We start from the raw sequence: 18,329 nt of genomic DNA, 5'->3' as shown, positions 1-18,329 counted from the left end.
CGCACTACTCCGCACGCATATGTATACTACACGTAGCAGACACTCAAGGAGGAGCGCACCGATGACGGAGCAGGAGTTCTCGATCCCCACGATCGACATCAGCGGAGGACCCCGCGAGCGGGGCAGGCAGTACGGCGAGCTGGCCTCAGCTCAGATCGATGCCTCGATCGAGTTCTACCGGCGCGCATTCGAATCCTCGTCGGGGGTCGCGTGGGAGCAGATCGTCGCGTCCGCCGAGTCCTGGGTGGCCCCGGCCGAGGCCTACGCCGCCGACCTCGTCGAGGAGCTCCGCGGCATCGCGGAGGGGGCCGGCCGGGAGTTCCTGGAGCTCATGGCGATCAATGCGCGCGGCGAGATCATCTACGACCGCTCCTTCTCGGAACTCGTCGCCGGCGAGTGCACGACGTACGCCGTGCTGCCGGAGGCCGCCGGCGACGGGCACATGTACGCCGGCCAGAACTGGGACTACCTGTGCGGGGCGGTCGACTCCCTCATCATGCTGCGCGTCCGCAGCGACGACGACACCCCGGACATCATCATGCAGATCGAGGCCGGCCAGGTCGGTCGCCACGGCGCGAACTCCGCGGGCATCGCGATGCAGGTGAACGGGCTCGGCGGCCGCTACGGCTTCCAGGGATTCGGCGTCCCCCAGCCGTTCGTCCGCCGCAAGGTGCTGCAGAGCCGAACCCTGCACGACGCGATGGAACGGGTCTTCCAGGCTCCCCAGCAGATCGGCGCCAACTACCTGCTCGCGACCCGGGAGGGGTTCGCCATCTCCCTCGAGACGACGCCGGCGGAGCGCACCGCCTGGATCTACCCGAGCGACGGCCTGCTCGTGCACGGCAACCACCACGAGGCCTACGTGCCGACGGGCCAGGCGGGCCCCTACACCCCGATGGCGGTCGACTCGCTCTACCGGGTGCCGCTCGTGACGCAGGGGCTGCGCGCCGCCCGCGGCGCCGCGGACACGGAGGGCACCCGGGCGGCGATCGGCCGCGCGCTCCAGAACGTGGACTTCGCCCCGAACTCGGTGTGCGCCCTCCCCGACCCCAGCCTCCCCGGGGACAAACAGTGGCAGACCGTCGCGGCGGCCATGGTGGACCTCACCACCGGCGACTACCTGCTCGCCGACGGCCTGCCGAACGAGCGCAGCTTCAAGCGCCTGCCCTGGAACCTCTACGGGGGAGCCGCAGCCTAGGCCGGATACCGGGCCTGACGGATGCGCCGAGCGGCCTCGAGGTGAGCGGTGACGATCGCCTCGGCCCGCTCGGCGTCCCGCTGCTCGATCGCGTCGATGACCGCATCGTGCTCGTCGAGCGACTGCGGCCAGCGCCCCGGCTCGTCGAGCGTCGTCCCCGACCATTGGTCGAGTTGATCGTTCAGCTGGCGCACCAGCACACCGAGCGTGCGGTCGCGGGCGGCATCCCAGCTCGCCTCGTGGAAGCGCCGGTTCGCCGCCGCCGCCTCCTGCGACCCGGCGCGTTCGAGCGGCAGCTCGCGCATGACCCGGTTGAGCGTGCGCATCGTCTCGATGTCGGCGGTCGTGCGCCGCTCGCACGCGCGGCGGACGAGCGCGGAGTTGAGCAGGATGTGCGCGTCGTAGAGCTCGTTCATCTCGGCTCGGGTCTGCACCGGCGCGCGGACGCCGCGGTGATCCCGGACGATGAGGCCCTTCTGCTCGAGGATGCGCAACGCCTCGCGAACGGGGGTCCGGCTCACGCCGAAGCGCGCGGCGAGCTCGACCTCGGTCACGTAGCGGTCGGTGGAGATGCCGCCGGTGAGGATGAGCTCGCGGAGCTCGGCGTACACGTCGGGCGTCGCGACCCGTCGGCGCGGCTCGCTCGTCCGCACCGCACCTCCGTCGCTCTCGCGCATCGCCGCGGAGATCGTGCCCTGGTCGAGCGAGGCCCGCAGCGCGGTCTTGAAGTCCTTCAGCCCCGGGTAGCCGAGCCGCTGCACCGTGCGGATGACGCTCGCGTCGCTCGTGCCCGTGGCATGGCCGATCTCACTCGCCGAGGCGAAGAGCACCTCCCCCGGCCTGGCCGCGATGTGGTCCAGGATGCGTCGTTCCGCGGAACCCGCACGAGCGGGGGACGCCGCGAGCCGCTGTCCGAGCGTCGGATCCTCGGCGGATGCTGACACGGGTTCCTCCCCCTTCGAGATTGATTCACCGTAGCGGATCGTCACCCGGCTTCCTCGGCGATCCGATCGCCGCTCGCCGCGAGCGCGGCTCGTCGGGCACGCTGCTCGACGGGATCCGGCACCGGGACCGCCGAGATCAGCTGCCGGGTGGCCGGACAGCGCCAGGGGCACGCCGAAGCTCGGCGTCTCGAGGTCGAGGCGCACGGTGAGCTCGTCGACGGCGGTCCAGCTCGCGCCGGTGAAGTAGCTCTGGCCGGGGCCGGAGAGCCGGCTCCAGCGCTCCATCGAGGCGACGACGTCGGCCGAGTCCAGCGAGGTGCCGTCGTGGAACTTCACCCCGTCCCGAAGGTGGAAGGTGTAGCTCGCCCCGTCGTCGCTCACCTCGAAGCGCTCCGCGAGCATCGGCTGGATCTCGAGGTTCTCGTCGGTCGTGAGCAGCGTCTCGAAGACGTTGACCGCGACGGAGGACGTCGCCGTCGCGGTGGAGACCATCGGATCGAGGTTCGGCGGCTGCGCCGGTTCGGCGACCACGAGGCGTGCCTCGAGATCGGGGGCCGGCTCGTCGGACGCGCCCGATGCGCACGCGGTGAGGGTCAGCCCGACGGCGACGGCGCCGACGAGCAGGGGGGAACCGAGTCTTCTTCGCATGAGATCTCCTGGTGCGGTCGGGCGCCGCGGCAGTGATCCACTCGAAGAGATTCCCCAGCCACCGGCGCCTGCGGATGTCGCGAATGTAGCACGCCATGCTAATGCATGCAAGCTACTACATGCTTGCATTCACCGTGTTTCCGCTCTGAAACGGGCGATGCCGAAGCGGCAGGCTCGGTCGAGCGGCTCACGATCGTAGTGCGCGCTACGCCTCAGCCGCCGATCGGCCGCAGGTAGTGCTCGCCGCGCGGCGCGCGCCCGGACGCGGCCACGGTGAACCGCACGAGGTCGCTGCGGTAGCGGTCGTCGGATGCCTCGAACACCCGCCCCTCGGCATCCCGGGAGATGCGTCGGAGCCGCAGCACCGGCGAGCCGAGCGGCAGCTCGAGCAGCGCCGCATCGAGCTCGTCGGCCGCGACGGCGTCGATCTCGTGGTCGACGTCGCTCGAACCGAAGCCGTGCTCGGCGAGCACCTCGGTGATCGACACGGCGTCGAGATCGATGCCGAACAGGATGCGCCCGGCGGCCTCGACGTAGCTGAGCCGCTCGAGCATCGCCGGTCGACCGTCGAGCCGCCGCAGGCGCAGCACGTGCACGACGAGCTCGCCCGGTTCCACCCCGAGCAGGAGCGCCTGCTCCTCGTCGGCCCGACGGAGCGAGACCTCCTGAGTGACCGCCCCGGGCTCGGCGCCGAGCTCCCGGGCCCAGCGGGTGAACGGAATCGAGACGTCGACCGCCTGGTGCGCCTTGCGCTCGATGACCCGCGCCGGCCGCCCGCGGCTCGTCTCGATGAGCCCCTCGTGCCGGAGCTCGGCGAGCGCATTGCGAACCGGCCCGCGCGAGGTGTGCCACTGCTCGGCGAGCTCGGCCTCGGTCGGCACCTCGTCGCCGGGCGAGAGCTGCCCGCTCGCGATCCGCTGCCGCAGTTCCTGGGCGATCTCCTTGTACACCGTCGACGTCACGTAGGAAGACTACTTCCGGCCGGCGCGAAGCGAAACGCCAGAGGGCTTCTGGACACCCGCGGTTCACCTTCGGGGCAAGAAGAGTGAACACCTCGTGAATGCACGCTGAGATCGGTATACATCTTTCGGGTGAGCTGGCAGCGTTGCCGTCGCCAGCATCCGCACCCCTGCCTGAAAGGCCGTCATGATCACCCGCACCACGACCTCCGCGTTCGCGCTCCTCGGCGCCGCCGCCCTCGCCATCGGTCTCTCGGCCTGTTCGGGCACGGCCTCCGCCGGCGAGTCCGGCGACGACGCGGCCGGCTTCGCCGTCGACGCGAACACCCTCGTGTTCGGCGTCGTGCCCGACTCGGTCGACACCGAGACCAATTACCAGCCGCTCCTGGACTACCTCGCCCAGGAGACCGGCAAGACCGTCGAGTACCACGAGTCGACCGACTACGCGGCGCTCATCGAGGCTGCGGTCGCCGGCAAGATCGACGTCGCCTCGTTCTCCGGCTTCACCTACGTGACCGCCACGAACAACGGCGCCGAGCTCACCCCGATCTCCTCGATCGTCACGGCCGAGGGCCAGGAGCCGGGCTATTACTCGCAGGCCATCGTGCCCGCGAGCAGCGGCATCACCGACCTCGCGGGCTTCGCCGGCAAGAAGGTCTGCTTCGTCGACCCGTCGTCGACCTCCGGCTACCTCTTCCCGACGTACAACCTCCTCGAGGCCGGCGTCGACCCCGAGCAGGACATCACCCCGGTGTTCGCCGGCAAGCACGACGTCAGCGTCAGCAAGGTCGGCGAGGGCGTCGAGTGCGAGGCGGGCTTCGCCGAGGACAGCGAGGTCGCGAAGAGCGACCAGGTCAAGGTCGTCGCGGAGACCATGGTCCCCGGCGCCCCGATCGTCGTCTCGAACTCGCTCCCGGCCGAGCTGAAGACGCAGATCACCGAGCTGCTCGGCGAGGTGACGATCGACGACATCATCGCCTCGGGCGTGAAGAGCGCCGACTCCGACGGCTTCCGCTCGGTCTTCTTCGAGACCAAGCCCGTCGACGACGCGTACTACGACACCATCCGCGACATCTGCAAGAAGACCAACGCGGAGCAGTGCCAGGGCTGATCCCCGCGGCCTGACCACCCGAATGCACGCCACCGAACCGGAACGAGCCGACATGCCCAGCCCACTCATCGAGGTGCGCGACCTCGACAAGCGCTTCGACCGCACGCTCGCCCTGCACGGCGTCGAGGCCACGATCGACCGCGGCGAGATCGTCGTGCTCCTCGGGCTCTCGGGCTCGGGCAAGTCGACCCTGCTCCGTCACCTCGACGGGCTGGAGACGCCGACGTCCGGTTCGGTGCGCGTGCTGGGCGAGGAGGTGCCGCGCCTGCGCGGCCGGCGCCTCCGCGCCCTGCGCGGCCGGGTCGGCTTCGTGTTCCAGCAGTTCGAGCTCGTCCCCTCGCTCACGGTGCTGGAGAACGTGCTCACCGGCTCGCTCGCCCGCCTCCGCGGCCCGCGCCTCGGCCTGTGGAGCTACCCGAAGCGCCTGAAGCTCGCCGCGCTCGGCCACCTCGACCGGGTCGGCCTGCTCGACCGCGCCTACCAGCGCGCCGACACCCTCTCCGGCGGGCAGCAGCAGCGCGTGGCGATCGCCCGTGCGCTCATGCAGGAGCCGGAGATCCTCCTCGCGGACGAGCCCGTCGCCTCGCTCGACCCCGAGTCCAGCGAGCAGGTCATGGCCCTCATCCGCGAGATCGCGATGGACGCCGGGCTCACCGTCGTCTGCAGCCTGCATCAGGTCGACCTCGCGCTCGCCTGGGGCGACCGCATCGTCGGCCTGCGCGGAGGGCGGCTCGTGCTCGACACCCCCACCGAGGGCCTCGGCAAGGCCGAGGTCATGGAGATCTACGGCCGGGTCGCGACGGCCACGGCCGAGCTCGAGGCGATCGAGACGGAGCTCGCGGATGCCTCGGCCGAGGCCCGCCCGGACCGCGCCGAGCCGCTCGCCGAGGGAGCCGGTCGATGACCGCCCTCGCCTCCACCGCAGGAGCTTCCGCCTCCGGCTCCGTCGCCGAGCGCGCCCCCGCGCACCGCCGCTCGCCGGAGCGGATCGCAGCAGCCCTCACCCTCGTCGCCCTCGTCGTGGCCTCGCTCTTCGCCCTGAACTCGCTCGGCATCTCGCTGCCGTCGATGCTCGAGAGCTGGTCGAACGCCGAGCGCTTCTTCACTCGCGTCGGCACGATCCGCTTCCCCGAGCCGCTCGAACTCGTCCAGCTCACCGCGCTCACCCTCGGCATCGTCGTGACGGGCACCCTGTTCGCCGCGATCTGCTCGGTTCCGATCGCCTATCTCGCGGCGTCGAACACGACGCCGGGGCCCGGATGGCGCGCGGCCGCCCGCTTCATCACGGTCTTCACCCGCGCGCTGCCCGACGTCGTGCTCGCCATGGTGTTCGTGCTGCTGTTCTCGCTCGGCTCGCTGCCCGGCATCCTCGCGATCGGCATCCACTCGATCGGGATGATCTCGAAGCTCTTCGCCGACGCCATCGAGCAGATCGACGAAGGCCCGCGTCGGGCCATCAGGGCCGCCGGCGGCTCGAAGCTGCAGGAGTTCACGAGCGGCATCCTGCCGCAGGTGCTGCCGAGTTGGGTGGCGACGGTGCTGCACCGCAACGACATCAACCTGCGCGGATCGGTCGTGCTCGGCTACGTCGGCGTCGCCGGCCTCGGCCTCGAGATGTCGCACGCCTTCAAGTCGCTGAACTACTCGCTCGGGCTCGGCATCGCGATCGTCATGTTCGCCCTCTGCGTGCTCATGGAGCTCATCTCGAGCGCGGTGCGACGGGCCATGCTGCACGGCGGCCGGGCGAGTGGCGGGCCGCTCGCCGCGACGACCGCCGAGGCCGCGGTCCGCCGCCCGTGGACCGGTGCCCGCGTGCGCACGACGGTCTGGGGCTGGGTGACGGCGGCCCTCCTCATCGGTGCGATCGCGGTCTGCAACATCCAGTGGGGCGACCTCGTCACGGTGTGGGCGAAGATCCCGCCGGTCGCGGCGCAGTTCTGGCCGCCGAGCTTCGGCGCCTACGACTGGACGCGGATGTCGGGTGCGATGCTCGAGACGATCGCCATCGCCCTCGCGGCGGCCGTGCTGACACTGCTCGCCTCGATCGTGATCGGCTCCCTCGCGGCCCGAAACGTCGCACCGAACCGCGGCACCCGGGCGGGCGCGCGATTCCTCCTCGTCGGCATCCGCGGGGTGCCCGAGGTGATCCTCGCGATCGTGCTCATCGTCATCACCGGCCTCGGCGCGCAGGCGGGAACTCTCGCGCTCGCCTTCGGCGGCATCGGGCTCGCCGGCAAGCTCATCGCCGACTCGCTCGAAGAGGTGAAGGGCGGGCCGGAGCGGGCCATCACCGCGACCGGGGCGAGTCGTTTCCAGCGCTACGCCGCCGCCACGCTGCCGCAGGGCGCGCCCGCGATCATCGGGCACAGCTTCTACCTGCTCGACACGAACATCCGCGCGGCGACGATTCTCGGCATCGTCGGCGGCGGCGGTATCGGCTACTACCTGCTGAACGCCGGTCAGGGCTCCAACTACGGCGTCGTGACGGCGATCGTGCTGATGATCCTCGTGACGGTGCTCGCCGTCGAGGGCCTCGCGATGTGGATGCGGCGGGTGTTCCGATGAGCGCGGAGCTGAGCACCGGGTTGAACGTCGGGCTGAGCGTCGGGCACTACGACCTCGTCGTCGTCGGCGGCGGCGTGATCGGGCTCGGCGCGGCGTACGCCGGCCTCCGCCGGGGCCTGCGCGTCCTCGTCGTCGAACGCGGGGCCGAGGCGAACGGCGCCTCGATCCGCAACTTCGGCCACCTCTGCGTGACCCCGCAGACCGGCGTCGCCCGCCGTCACGGCCTCGCCGCGCGCGAGCTCTGGCTGCGGCTGGCCCGCGACGCCCGGGTGTGGCTGCGCGAGTCGGGCACGCTCGTCGTCGCCCGCGCCGCGGACGAGCTCGCCGTGCTGGAGGAGCTCGCGGCCGCCAGGGCCGGCGCGAGCGACGCACCGGAGCTCCCGAGCGGGCGCGCCGAGGTGGAGCTCCTGGACGCCGCCGAGATCGCCGCCCGGCTGCCGATCCCCGCGGGCTCCGCGGTCGGCGGCGCGATGCTGCCCCTCGATCTGCAGGCGAACCCCCGGCAGGCGCTCGCCGCGATCACGGCGCACCTGCGCGAGCGGGGCGTCGAGTTCCGCTTCCGCACCGCCGTCGGCGCCGTCGAGCCCGGCCGGGTCGTGACGAGCCGGGGCGAGGTGGCGGCGGAGCGGATCGTCGTCGCGACGAACCATGACGTCGACCAGCTCTTCCCCGAGGTCGCCGAGGACCTCGGCATCGTCCGCTGCGGCCTCGACATGCTCCGCGTCTCGGCGGAGCTCCCCCGGCCGCTCGATGCGCCGTTGCTCACCGGCTGGTCGCTGCTGCGCTACTCGGGCTTCGCGGCGACGCCCGCGGTCGACGCACTTCGCGAGCGCCTGCACGGCGAACGCCCGGACCTCGCCGCGCTCGACCTCAACCAGATGTACACGCAGCTGCCCGACGGCAGCCTCATCGTCGGGGATACGCACTACCGCGGCACGGCGGTGACCCCGTTCCAGCCGGAGGCCGCCGCCGACGCGCTGCTCGAGGAGTTCCAAGCGCTGTTCGGCGCGACTCCCCGGGTGCTCGAGCGCTGGCAGGGCGTGTACGCGAGCGGCCGCGACGAGTTCCTCGACCTCGAGGCCCGTCCCGGCGTGCACCTCGCCGCCGCGACGACGGGCATCGGGATGACGACCGGCCTCGGCCTCGCCGAGCACGTCGTCGCCGGCTTCGCCGACGCCGCACCCCGGACGCCGGCCGGGACGCAGACCCAGACGCCGCGCACGCGGCACCAGCAGGAAGGCACGAGATGACCATCGACACCGCAACCGGACTGGCCGAGCCCGAGCTCGCCTCCCCCGAGGACCGCGAGGACGAGGACCTCGCCGAGCTCGAGGACGCCCACGAGATCGAGCTCGTCGTGCTCGACCTCGCCGGCACGACCGTCCGCGACGACGGACTCGTCGAGCGCGCCTTCGCCCTCGCGGCCGAACGCGCCGGCTTCGCCCCGGAGGGCGAGCAGCGGGAGGCCGCGCTGCAGTACGTGCGCGACACCATGGGCCAGTCGAAGATCGAGGTGTTCCGGGTGCTCACCGGCGACGAGGCCGTCGCCCAGCGCGCCAACGAGGAGTTCGAGCGCGCCTACGCCGAGCTCATCGACGAGGTCGGCGTCGCGGCGATCCCCGGGGCGGAGGCCGCGATCCGCGCGCTGCGCGAAGCCGGGGCATCCGTCGTCCTGACCACCGGGTTCTCCTCGGCGACGCGCGACGCCCTGCTCGCCGCGCTCGGTTGGACCGGGCTCGCCGACCTCGTGCTCGCCCCGGCCGACGCCGGGCGCGGCCGCCCGCACCCCGACCTGCCGCTCACCGCACTGCTGCGCACCGGCACGAGCTCGGTCGACGCGATGGCCGTGGTCGGCGACACCCGCAGCGACATGCTCTCCGGCGTGAACGCGGGCGCCGGGCTCGTCGTCGGGGTGCTCACCGGCGCCCACGACCGCGCAGCACTCGAGGAGGCGGGGGCCGACGAGGTGCTCGCCTCGGTGGCCGAGCTGCCCGCACTGCTCGGCCTCGACGCGGAGCGCCTCGAGGTCGACCCCGGCGCGTCGGCGTGAGTCCCGCGCGCACCTCGGCCGGAGCGGTGCTCGTGACCCCGTCGCCGGCGGCGATGGTGTGGCACGAGCCGGGTCGCTCGCACGAGTCGATCGCGGTGCCGGGCGTCGAACTGCGGCCCGGCGAGGCGCTCGTCGAGGTCGAGCTCGCGACGGTCTGCGGCTCCGACGTGCACACGGTGCTCGGTCACCGCAGGCAGCCCGCGCCCGGTGTGCTCGGGCATGAGCAGGTCGGCCGTGTCGTCGCCCTCGGCCCTGGCGGGGCCTCCTCCGTCGACGGCGCGGTGCTCGCGCTCGGCGACCGGGTGGTGTGGACCGTCACGGCGAGCTGCGGGGCGTGCGAACGCTGCCTGCGCGGGCTTCCGCAGAAGTGCCACGAGCTGCGCAAGTACGGGCACGAGCGGCTCGAGCGCGGCTGGGAGCTCTCGGGGGGCTTCGCGACGCACGTGCACCTGCTCCGCGGCACCGGCATCGTGCGCGTCCCCGAGACGATGCCGGCCGAGCTCGCGGCGCCCGCCTCCTGTTCGACCGCGACGGCGGTCGCCGCGCTGGATGCCGGGGGCGGCGCCCCGCTCGACGGCGCCGAGGTGCTCGTGGCGGGCGCCGGCATGATCGGCCTGGCCGTCACCGCGATCGCGAGCGCGGCGGGCGCGACCGTCACGGTCGTCGACCCCGACGTCGCCCGCCGGGAGACTGCGCGCCGATTCGGTGCGCGAGCCGTGCTGGACCCGAGCGGCGGCGCCCTCGCGGGCCAGCTCGCCGGGCACGGGCGGGGCGCCCCGGTGCTCTCGGTCGAGGCATCCGGCGCCGCCGCCTCGGTGCGCGCCCTGCTCGAGACGAGCGACGTGGGCGGCACGGTCGTGCTCGTCGGCAGCGTCTCACCGGGGCCGTCGGTGGAGCTCGACCCCGAGCGGCTGGTGCGGCGCCTGCTCACCGTGCGCGGGGTGCACAACTACGCGCCGACGCACCTGCAGGGCGCGATCGACTTCCTCGCGGCGACGCCCGGGCCGTTCGCCGCGGAACAGCTGGTCGGCGCGCGCTTCCCGCTCGACGCGCTCGACGAGGCGCTCGTCGCGGCCGCGGCCGGCACGCACGTGCGCGTCGCCGTCGACCCGCACGCGCACTGAGCGCGCTGCCCCTGCCCACCCGCTCCGGCCGCCCGCACTGACCGCGCTCAGCGGTACTCGGGGTTGGCGCCGTACGGGTTCGGCTCGAAGCCGGAGTGCTGGCCCTCCTCCCACTCGGCGATCGAGTTGCCGCCGAGGGGGAAACCGCCCGCGTCCTTCAGCAGGCGCGCGAGGTGCAGCAGGTTGTAGCTGAGGAACGTCGTGTTCCGGTTGGTGAAATCGTTCTCGAGGCCGCCGGATCCCGGATCGAGGTAGCTCGGCCCGGGGCCCGCCTCGCCGACCCAGCCCGCGTCGGCGCCGGGCGGGATGGCGAAGCCGATGTGCTGCAGGCTGTACAGCACGTCCATGGCGCAGTGCTTGATGCCGTCCTCGTTGCCGGTGATGATCGCCCCGCCGACCTTGCCGTAGGAGACGTACTGGCCGCGCTCGTTGCGCTCGCCGCTCATGGCGTAGAGCCGCTCGATCAGCCGCTTCGTCACCGAGGAGTTGTCGCCGAGCCAGATGGGTCCGCCGATCACGAGGATGTCGGCGGCCTCGACGAGCGGCCACACCTCGTCCGGCCAGGCGTCCGTGGCCCAGCCGTGCTCCCGCATGTCCGGGTACACGCCCGTGGCGACGTCCAGGTCGACGAAGCGCAGGAGGTCGACGTGCACGCCGTGCTCGCGCATGAGCGCGATGCTCGCGTCCATCAGTCCCTGCGTGTTGCTGCGCTCGGGGCTGCGCTTCAGCGTGCAGTTCACGTACAGCGCGCGGAGGTCGGAGAAATCGGGAAGCTCGCTCATGCGGGCGAGGCTACGTGCGCGGGCACCGGGCGGCGAGGGGGTTGACGACGTCGACGCGCCGCGGGCGAGGGGCCGCCCCGAGGCATCCCTCGCGCCCGATGCTGGCGCTCGCGCCCGCGCTGCGGCAGGCTACGAGCAGACGGCGGGATGCCGCGGCGACCCGCCGCTCGCCCGGGGAAGGAGCCCATCGTGTCGACGAGCGCGAAGCGGTCGACGAGCGCGAAGCCGTCGACGAGCGCGGCGACGCGTTCCGCGAGCGCGGCCACGCACCGCGCCGACGTGTGGGCGATGGTCGCGGAGTCGCTCGGGCTCGCGATCCAGATCCCGCTCGTCTGGCTCGGCGTCGCCTTCATCCTCGGCGACGACATCGAGGACCTCGTCGGCTGGTGCCTCGTCGGCACCTTCTACCTCGTGGTCACGATCGTCGCGCTGAACCTCGCGGTCCGGATGCCGGGCATGACCGGGCGGGACGGGACGCGTCGCTTCCTCGCCCACCCCGCCATGCGCATCGCCGCGAGCCTGCTCACGTTCTCGTCGAGCACGGTCGGCATCGTCGCCGCGATCCAGCTCATCGTGCTGCGGAACGACCCCGAGTGGAGCGGATTCATCGAGCTGTTCGCCGTCTGGGCGATGCTCGTGGCCTGGGGGCTGTTCCACTGGGGCTGGGCACGGATCTACTACTCGCGCTACCACCGGGCGGCCGGGATCCGGCCGCTCGAGTTCCCGAAGACCCCGGAGCCGGAGCTCATCGACTTCGTCTACTTCGCCTTCACGAACGCGACGAACTTCTCGGTGTCCGACGTGCAGGTCACGACGACCCGCATGCGCTGGACCGTGATCTGGCACACCTCGCTCAGCTTCTTCTTCAACGCGCTGATCCTGGTGCTCGCGATCAACACGATCACGGGCATCCAGATCGACCCCGATCTCCTGAAGTAGCGCCGCGCGTCGCCGTGCGCGCGCCGTTCAGTAGCTCAGCAGGCTGTACGCCTCGAGCCCGGCGGGCAGGGCGTCGCGGCCGTGCAACTCGGCGAGCTCGATCGCGACGGACACGCCGGCCACGTGCCATCCGGCCCGCTCGACGAGGCGCGCGGCGGCGGCGACCGTGCCGCCCGTCGCGAGCACGTCGTCGACGATCAGCACGCGCGTGCCGGGCGGCAGCTCGCCCTCGTGCACCTCGAGCGCGGCCGTGCCGTACTCGAGCGAGTACTCCTCGCGGAGCACCGCACGCGGCAGCTTGCCCGCCTTGCGGATCGGCAGCACGCCGACGCCGGCCGCCACGGAGGCGGCCGCCGCGAGCAGGAAGCCCCGCGCCTCGACCCCGGCGAGCACGTCGAAGCGCCCGGCGAACGGCGCCGTCAGGGCCTCGGCGAGCGCGTGGAACGCCTCGCCGTCGGCGAAGACTGGCGTGAGGTCGCGGAACAGCACGCCCGGCTCCGGGAAGTCGGGGATGAGCGCGAGGCGCGACTCGACGAGGGCACGGGTTTCGGACTCGTTCACCGTGACAGGCTAGCCCGCCGCGGGCGCACGCCAGAACGGCCCTGACGTTCCAACCTTCGACGGATGCCTCGGCGCGCCCGATCGGCGACGATGGAAGCATCCCGATCGCTGGAGTCCCCCGCCTATGACCACGCTCAGCCCCAAGCGGCTCTTCCGCGGCCTCGCCTTCGCCGAGGCTGTCACCTGGACGATCCTCATCGTCGCCATGATCCTGAAGTACGCCGCCGGCGTGGAATGGGCCGTGCTCGTCGGCGGCTCGATCCACGGTTTCGTCTTCCTCGCCTACGCGGCGAGCTCGATCCTCGTCGGCGTGAACCAGCGCTGGAGCGTCGGCCGCATCGCGTTCGCCGTGCTCACCGCGATCGTCCCGTACGCGACCATCCCGTTCGAACTGCACCTCGTGCGCAGCGGACGCCTCGAGGGCGAGTGGCGGCGGGAGGCCACCGAGCACCCGGCCGACGGCGCATGGTGGAACCGCGTGCTGCGCTGGTTCCTCGCCCGCCCGGTGCTGCTCGTCTCGGTCGCGGTCGTCGCGATCGCCGCGATCTTCGGCGGCCTGCTCGTGCTCGGCCCGCCCGGGGGCTGGCAGAGCTAGCCGGAGCCGGGCCGGTGCGCGCCGGGCCGGTGCGCGCCGGGCCGTGCTCGCCGGACCGTGCTCTCGTCAGCGGCGCAGTCGGTTGACGAGCGCCGTCCAGACGAGCGCGGCCGTCGAGCAGACGAGCAGCGCGACGAACACCCACGGCAGCCCCGGGAGCCCGATCGCGCCGTAGAGCACCGAGCCGAGCAGCGCGCCGCCGCCGATGCCGAGGTTGAACGCGGTCGTGTAGAACGACGCGGCCGCGTCGCGGATGCGCGCGGACGCCGAGTGCAGCAGCCTGGTGTTCAGCATCGGCGGCAGGGCCCCGAACGCCGTGCCCCAGAGCAGGAACGATGCAATGCCGACGACCGGCGACTGGGCGAAGGCGGCGAGGCCCGCGACGCCGATGCCCGTCGCGACGAGCGCGATGACGAGGCCCACGGTCGGCCGCCGGCCGAGCACCGTGCCGGCGAGCAGGAGACCGACCGCCCCGGCGATGCCGTAGGCGAGCAGCATCGGGCTGATGGCGCTCGCGGGCAGGCCCATCACCTCGGTGATGAAGGGAGCGACGAAGGTGTAGAAGGTGTACGCGCCGACCATCGTCACCATCGTGATGAGGCAGACCACGAGCACCGGCACGAAGGTGGGGTCGCGGCGCAGGCTGAGCGGCTCGGCGTCGGCGCGAGCGGCGTGGTGCGCCACCGGCGGCAGGAAGCGCAGCACGAGCAGCGCGCCGACGAGCGCGGCGCCGCCCACGACGGCGAAGGCGAGCCGCCAGCCGAACGCCTGGCCGAGCGCGGTGCTGAGCGGCACGCCGAGCACGAAGGCGAGCGAGCCGCCGGCGACGCTGATGGAGACGGCCCGGGCGAGCTGCTCCTTCGGCACGAGGTGGCCGGCGTAGGCGCCGACGACCGACCAGAACACGGCGTGCGCCGCGCCGCCGAGCACACGGGTCGCGACGACGGTCGGGTAGTTCGGTGCGAGGGCGGTGAGCACGCAGCTCAGGGCGAGGATGCCGAGGGTGATCACGATGAGCGTGCGGCGCGGCACACGGCGGGTGAGCGCCGAGAGCGGCACGGCGGCGATGACCACGGTGCCGGCGAACACGGTGACGAGCACGCCGATCGCGGGCTCGCCGACGCCGAGCTCGCGGCTCATGTCGGGCAGGAGCCCGGTCGGGATCATCTCGATCGTGATGGACAGGAAGACGGCGGTGGCCAGGGTGAGGAGCCCGAGCCAGGGAAACGGCGGCGCCGGGGTGGCGCGCGCCGACGAAGACATGGTCATTGCGGATACCCAAGAGGGAGCGTGTCGCTCGTCGGCACCGGGGCGGGGCTCCGCGCGTGCGCCGCGACGAGGACTGCGCGCCGATGTGCGCGCCCAGGGCCGTCGGGAACCGACGACCGCGTCCAGTGTACCGGCGCGCACGGGTGCACACTGGGAGCATGCCCATCCTCAACAAGGACATGAACCTGTGCATCTCGCTCTCGGCGCGGCCGTCGAACCTGGGCACCCGGTTCCACAACTTCCTCTACGACGAGCTCGGGCTGAACTTCGTGTACAAGGCGTTCTCGACCGAGGACATCGAAGGCGCCGTCCGGGGCATCCGGGCGCTCGGCATCCGCGGCGCGAGCGTCTCGATGCCGTTCAAGGAGGCGGTCATCGCCCTCGTCGACGAGCTCGAGCCCTCGGCCCGCGCGATCGAGTCCGTGAACACGATCGTGAACGACGCCGGTCGGCTCGTCGCGGCCAACACCGACTACGAGGCGATCGCCGAGCTGATCCGTGCGAACGGGCTCGACCCCGAGGCGCGGGTGCTGGTGCGCGGCTCCGGGGGGATGGCGAAGGCCGTGGTCGCCGCGTTCCGCGACGCGGGCTTCGCCCGACTGACGGTGCTGGCCAGGAACCCGGAGCTCGGTCCGGCGCTCGCCGAGAAGTACGGCTACGGATGGCTCGCCGAGGACCCGGCGCCGGGCACGGCGGACGTCGTCGTGAACGTCACGCCGATGGGGATGGCCGGGGCGGATGCCGAGACGCTCGCCTTCTCCCCCGAGCACATCGCTGCGGCGGCGGTCGTCTTCGACGTCGTGGCGTTCCCGGCGGAGACGCCGCTCATCCGCGCCGGACGCGACGCCGGCAAGCTCGTGATCTCGGGGGCGGAGGTGCACGCCCTGCAGGCCGCCCGCCAGTTCGAGCGGTACACCGGCGTCGCCCTCACGCCAGAGCAGGTCGCGCGCGCGGCCGCCTTCGCCCGGGAGGGGTGACCCGCGCTCTCCTTCCTCCTCCCAGCTCCCCGTGAAGTCAGTATTTGCGGGTCCGCGGGCGACGCGACCCGCAAATACCGACCACACGGCCACCGGAGGGCAGGCAGGCGGGCGGGGCCGCGCGCCGCCGGTAGACTGATCCGGTCAGGCTTCCGTCCGCGGCATCCGTCGCTCAGCCCTGGAGACTCCCCTGTGACTCAGCCGGCCACCACCCCTGCTTCCGTGCTCGACACCGTCGACGTCGCGGCCTCCACGCCCGAGAAGGAGCAGCCCTACGCGGCCCTCGGCCTGAAGCCCGACGAGTACGAGCGCATCCGCAACATCCTCGGCCGCCGCCCCACGAGCGCCGAGCTGGCGATGTACTCCGTGATGTGGAGCGAGCACTGCTCGTACAAGTCCTCGAAGATCTACCTGCGCCAGTTCGGCAAGAAGGTCACGCCCGAGATGAAGCAGCACCTCATGGTGGGCATGGGCGAGAACGCGGGCGTGCTCGACATCGGCGAGGGCTGGGCCGTCACCTTCAAGATCGAGTCGCACAACCACCCCTCCTACATCGAGCCGTTCCAGGGTGCCGCGACCGGCGTCGGCGGCATCGTGCGCGACATCATCTCGATGGGCGCGCGCCCAGTCGCCGTGATGGACGCCCTGCGCTTCGGCGCCATCGACCACCCCGACACCGCGCGCGTCGTGCACGGCGTCGTCTCGGGCATCAGCTTCTACGGCAACTGCCTCGGCCTGCCGAACATCGGCGGCGAGACCTGGTTCGACCCCACCTACCAGGCCAACCCCCTCGTCAACGCGCTCGCGGTCGGCGTGCTGCGCCACGAAGACCTGCACCTCGCCAACGCCAAGGGCGCGGGCAACAAGGTCGTGCTGTTCGGCGCCCGCACGGGCGGCGACGGCATCGGCGGCGCCTCCATCCTCGCCTCCGACACGTTCGCCGAAGGCGGCCCGACGAAGCGCCCCGCGGTGCAGGTCGGCGACCCCTTCGCCGAGAAGGTGCTCATCGAGTGCTGCCTCGAGCTCTTCGCCGCCGACCTCGTCGAGGGCATCCAGGACCTCGGCGCCGCCGGGATCTCCTGCGCGACGAGCGAGCTCGCCTCGAACGGCGACGGCGGCATGTCGATCGTCCTCGACGAGGTGCTGCTGCGCGACCCCACGCTCACGCCCGAGGAGATCCTCATGAGCGAGAGCCAGGAGCGCATGATGGCCATCGTGCGCCCCGAGAAGCTCGCCGGCTTCCTCGAGGTCGTGCAGAAGTGGGATGTCGAGACGAGCGTGCTCGGCGAGGTCACCGACACCGGCCGCCTCTCGATCACGTGGCGCGGCGAGGAGATCGTCAACGTCGACCCGCGCACCGTCGCCGTCGACGGCCCGGTCTACGAGCGCCCGGTCGCCTACCCCGCTTGGATCGACGCGCTGCAGGCCGACTCGGCCGCCGGCCTCGCCCGGCCCGAGTCGCCGGACGAGCTCCGCGAGCAGTTCCTGCAGCTCGTCGGTTCGGCGAACCAGGCGGATGCCGCGTGGGTCACGAGCCAGTACGACTCCTACGTGCTCGGCAACACCGCGCTCGGCGCGCCCGACGATGCCGGCATGATCCGCGTCGACGAGGAGTCGGGCCTCGGCGTCTCCGTCGCGACCGACGCGAACGGCCGCTACTCGCAGCTCGACCCGAAGCAGGGCGCCAAGCTCGCCCTCGCCGAGGCCTACCGCAACGTCGCCGTCACCGGCGCGACGCCGATGGGCGTCAGCGACTGCCTGAACTTCGGCTCCCCCGAGAACCCCGAGGTCATGTGGCAGTTCTCGCAGACCGTCGAGGGGTTGTCCGACGGCTGCCTCGAGCTCGGCATCCCCGTCACCGGCGGCAACGTCTCGTTCTACAACCAGACCGGCGACGTGCCCATCCACCCGACCCCGGTCATCGCGGTGCTCGGCGTGATCGACGATGTCGCCCGCCGCGTGCCGAGCGGCTGGCAGGACGACGGCCACAACATCTACCTGCTGGGCGACACCGCGCTCGAGCTCGACGGCTCGGCCTGGGCCGGCACGGTGCACGACCACCTCGGCGGTCGCCCGCCGGCGGTCGACCTCGGGCGCGAGAAGACCCTCGGCGAGCTGCTGAGCGCCGCGGCGCTCGAGGGGCTCATCGACTCGGCGCACGACCTCAGCGACGGCGGCCTCGCGGTCGCCCTGGCCGAGGGCGTCTCGCGCTTCGGCGTCGGCGCCCGGGTGTTCCTCGGCGAGGTCGTGGAGGACGCGGGCATCGACCTCGCGACCGCGCTGTTCAGCGAGTCGACCGGCCGGGTCATCGTCACGGTGCCGCGCGAGGACGACGTGAAGTTCCGCGGGCTCTGCGAGGGACGCGGCTACCCGGTGCGCCGCATCGGCGTGACCGACGCCGCCTCCGCAGCGCTCGAGGTGCAGGACGCCTTCACCGTCTCCGTCGACGAGCTCCGCGGCGTGAACCGCGCACCGCTCGCCGAGGCGTTCGGCCCGGTCGTCGGGTACTGAGCGCCCGCTCGTCGGGTGCTGAGCCTCCGGTCGTCGGGTGCTGACCGCCCGGCCGTCCGCTCCGCCGCGCCCCGGAGGCGGGATCCCGAGCGCCGG

Annotated in this window: 16 protein-coding genes; 11 read left to right on the top strand and 5 right to left on the bottom strand. The window is 72.3% G+C overall.

Translation table 11 applies throughout. The features are described 5' to 3' along the window. Positions 1–61 precede the first annotated feature (61 nt). On the top strand, positions 62–1,198 hold the full coding sequence (locus MTP13_RS06700; RefSeq protein ID WP_243570294.1) for a C45 family autoproteolytic acyltransferase/hydrolase: 1,137 nt from the start codon (positions 62–64) through the stop codon (positions 1,196–1,198). On the opposite strand, the gene MTP13_RS18190 is transcribed toward MTP13_RS06700, so the two are convergent. Next, positions 1,195–2,790, bottom strand: coding sequence for an ABC transporter substrate-binding protein (locus MTP13_RS18190; RefSeq protein WP_279399767.1), 1,596 nt, complete (start codon positions 2,788–2,790; stop codon positions 1,195–1,197). The genes MTP13_RS06700 and MTP13_RS18190 overlap by 4 nt on opposite strands. A gap of 212 nt (positions 2,791–3,002) precedes the next feature. Then, positions 3,003–3,752, bottom strand: a complete 750-nt coding sequence (locus MTP13_RS06680; RefSeq protein ID WP_243570293.1) for a GntR family transcriptional regulator — start codon at positions 3,750–3,752, stop codon at positions 3,003–3,005. 184 nt (positions 3,753–3,936) lie between these two features. On the opposite strand from MTP13_RS06680, the gene MTP13_RS06675 reads away from it, so the two are divergent. Genes MTP13_RS06675 through MTP13_RS06650 form a run of 6 tightly spaced genes read left to right on the top strand, consistent with a single transcriptional unit; the run spans position 3,937 to position 10,599 of the window. Further along, entirely contained in the window at positions 3,937–4,860 is a 924-nt protein-coding gene (locus MTP13_RS06675; protein ID WP_243570292.1) for a phosphate/phosphite/phosphonate ABC transporter substrate-binding protein, read from the top strand. Between the two features lie 52 nt (positions 4,861–4,912). After that, positions 4,913–5,764 carry a phosphonate ABC transporter ATP-binding protein gene (gene phnC, locus MTP13_RS06670; RefSeq protein ID WP_243570291.1) on the top strand — a complete coding sequence of 284 codons (852 nt, stop codon included), beginning with the start codon at positions 4,913–4,915 and terminating at the stop codon, positions 5,762–5,764. Beyond that, complete coding sequence (gene phnE / locus MTP13_RS06665; RefSeq protein ID WP_243570290.1) at positions 5,761–7,425, top strand: phosphonate ABC transporter, permease protein PhnE; 1,665 nt, start codon at positions 5,761–5,763, stop codon at positions 7,423–7,425. Before phnC ends, phnE begins: the two co-directional genes overlap by 4 nt. Further along, a complete protein-coding gene (locus MTP13_RS06660; protein WP_243570289.1) occupies positions 7,422–8,675 on the top strand; it encodes a TIGR03364 family FAD-dependent oxidoreductase in 1,254 nt (417 codons plus the stop codon). The genes phnE and MTP13_RS06660 overlap by 4 nt, the downstream gene beginning before the upstream one ends. After that, positions 8,672–9,475: a phosphonatase-like hydrolase gene (locus MTP13_RS06655; RefSeq protein WP_243570288.1), complete on the top strand. Its 804-nt coding sequence runs from the start codon at positions 8,672–8,674 to the stop codon at positions 9,473–9,475. Before MTP13_RS06660 ends, MTP13_RS06655 begins: the two co-directional genes overlap by 4 nt. Continuing rightward, entirely contained in the window at positions 9,472–10,599 is a 1,128-nt protein-coding gene (locus MTP13_RS06650; RefSeq protein ID WP_243570287.1) for a zinc-binding dehydrogenase, read from the top strand. The genes MTP13_RS06655 and MTP13_RS06650 overlap by 4 nt, the downstream gene beginning before the upstream one ends. 47 nt (positions 10,600–10,646) lie before the next feature. On the opposite strand, the gene MTP13_RS06645 is transcribed toward MTP13_RS06650, so the two are convergent. Continuing rightward, on the bottom strand, positions 10,647–11,381 hold the full coding sequence (locus tag MTP13_RS06645; protein ID WP_243570286.1) for a flavodoxin family protein: 735 nt from the start codon (positions 11,379–11,381) through the stop codon (positions 10,647–10,649). 189 nt (positions 11,382–11,570) lie between these two features. On the opposite strand from MTP13_RS06645, the gene MTP13_RS06640 reads away from it, so the two are divergent. Further along, on the top strand, positions 11,571–12,320 hold the full coding sequence (locus MTP13_RS06640) for a DUF1345 domain-containing protein (protein WP_243570285.1): 750 nt from the start codon (positions 11,571–11,573) through the stop codon (positions 12,318–12,320). Positions 12,321–12,347: 27 nt separating this feature from the next. Here MTP13_RS06640 and MTP13_RS06635 read toward each other — a convergent pair whose 3' ends face one another. Next, a complete protein-coding gene (locus MTP13_RS06635; RefSeq protein WP_230768378.1) occupies positions 12,348–12,881 on the bottom strand; it encodes an adenine phosphoribosyltransferase in 534 nt (177 codons plus the stop codon). A gap of 124 nt (positions 12,882–13,005) precedes the next feature. Here MTP13_RS06635 and MTP13_RS06630 point away from each other — a divergent pair, with 124 nt between their 5' ends. Further along, positions 13,006–13,476 (top strand): DUF3817 domain-containing protein, encoded by a 471-nt coding sequence (locus MTP13_RS06630; protein ID WP_189084345.1) that lies wholly within the window; start codon positions 13,006–13,008, stop codon positions 13,474–13,476. A 66-nt stretch (positions 13,477–13,542) separates the two neighbouring features. Here the strand turns inward: MTP13_RS06630 and MTP13_RS06625 are convergent, their stop codons facing one another. After that, a complete protein-coding gene (locus MTP13_RS06625; protein ID WP_243570284.1) occupies positions 13,543–14,745 on the bottom strand; it encodes an MFS transporter in 1,203 nt (400 codons plus the stop codon). A gap of 158 nt (positions 14,746–14,903) precedes the next feature. On the opposite strand from MTP13_RS06625, the gene MTP13_RS06620 reads away from it, so the two are divergent. Continuing rightward, positions 14,904–15,722: a shikimate 5-dehydrogenase gene (locus tag MTP13_RS06620; RefSeq protein ID WP_243570283.1), complete on the top strand. Its 819-nt coding sequence runs from the start codon at positions 14,904–14,906 to the stop codon at positions 15,720–15,722. Positions 15,723–15,914: 192 nt separating this feature from the next. Then, positions 15,915–18,233 (top strand): phosphoribosylformylglycinamidine synthase subunit PurL, encoded by a 2,319-nt coding sequence (gene purL / locus MTP13_RS06615; protein WP_243570282.1) that lies wholly within the window; start codon positions 15,915–15,917, stop codon positions 18,231–18,233. Positions 18,234–18,329 lie beyond the last annotated feature (96 nt).

Origin of the sequence: Agromyces soli (assembly GCF_022811605.1) — a bacterium.
Lineage (GTDB): Bacteria > Actinomycetota > Actinomycetes > Actinomycetales > Microbacteriaceae > Agromyces > Agromyces soli.
The sequence above is the reverse complement of the archived record's forward strand: the minus strand, read 5'-3'. Positions and strand labels throughout refer to the sequence as shown.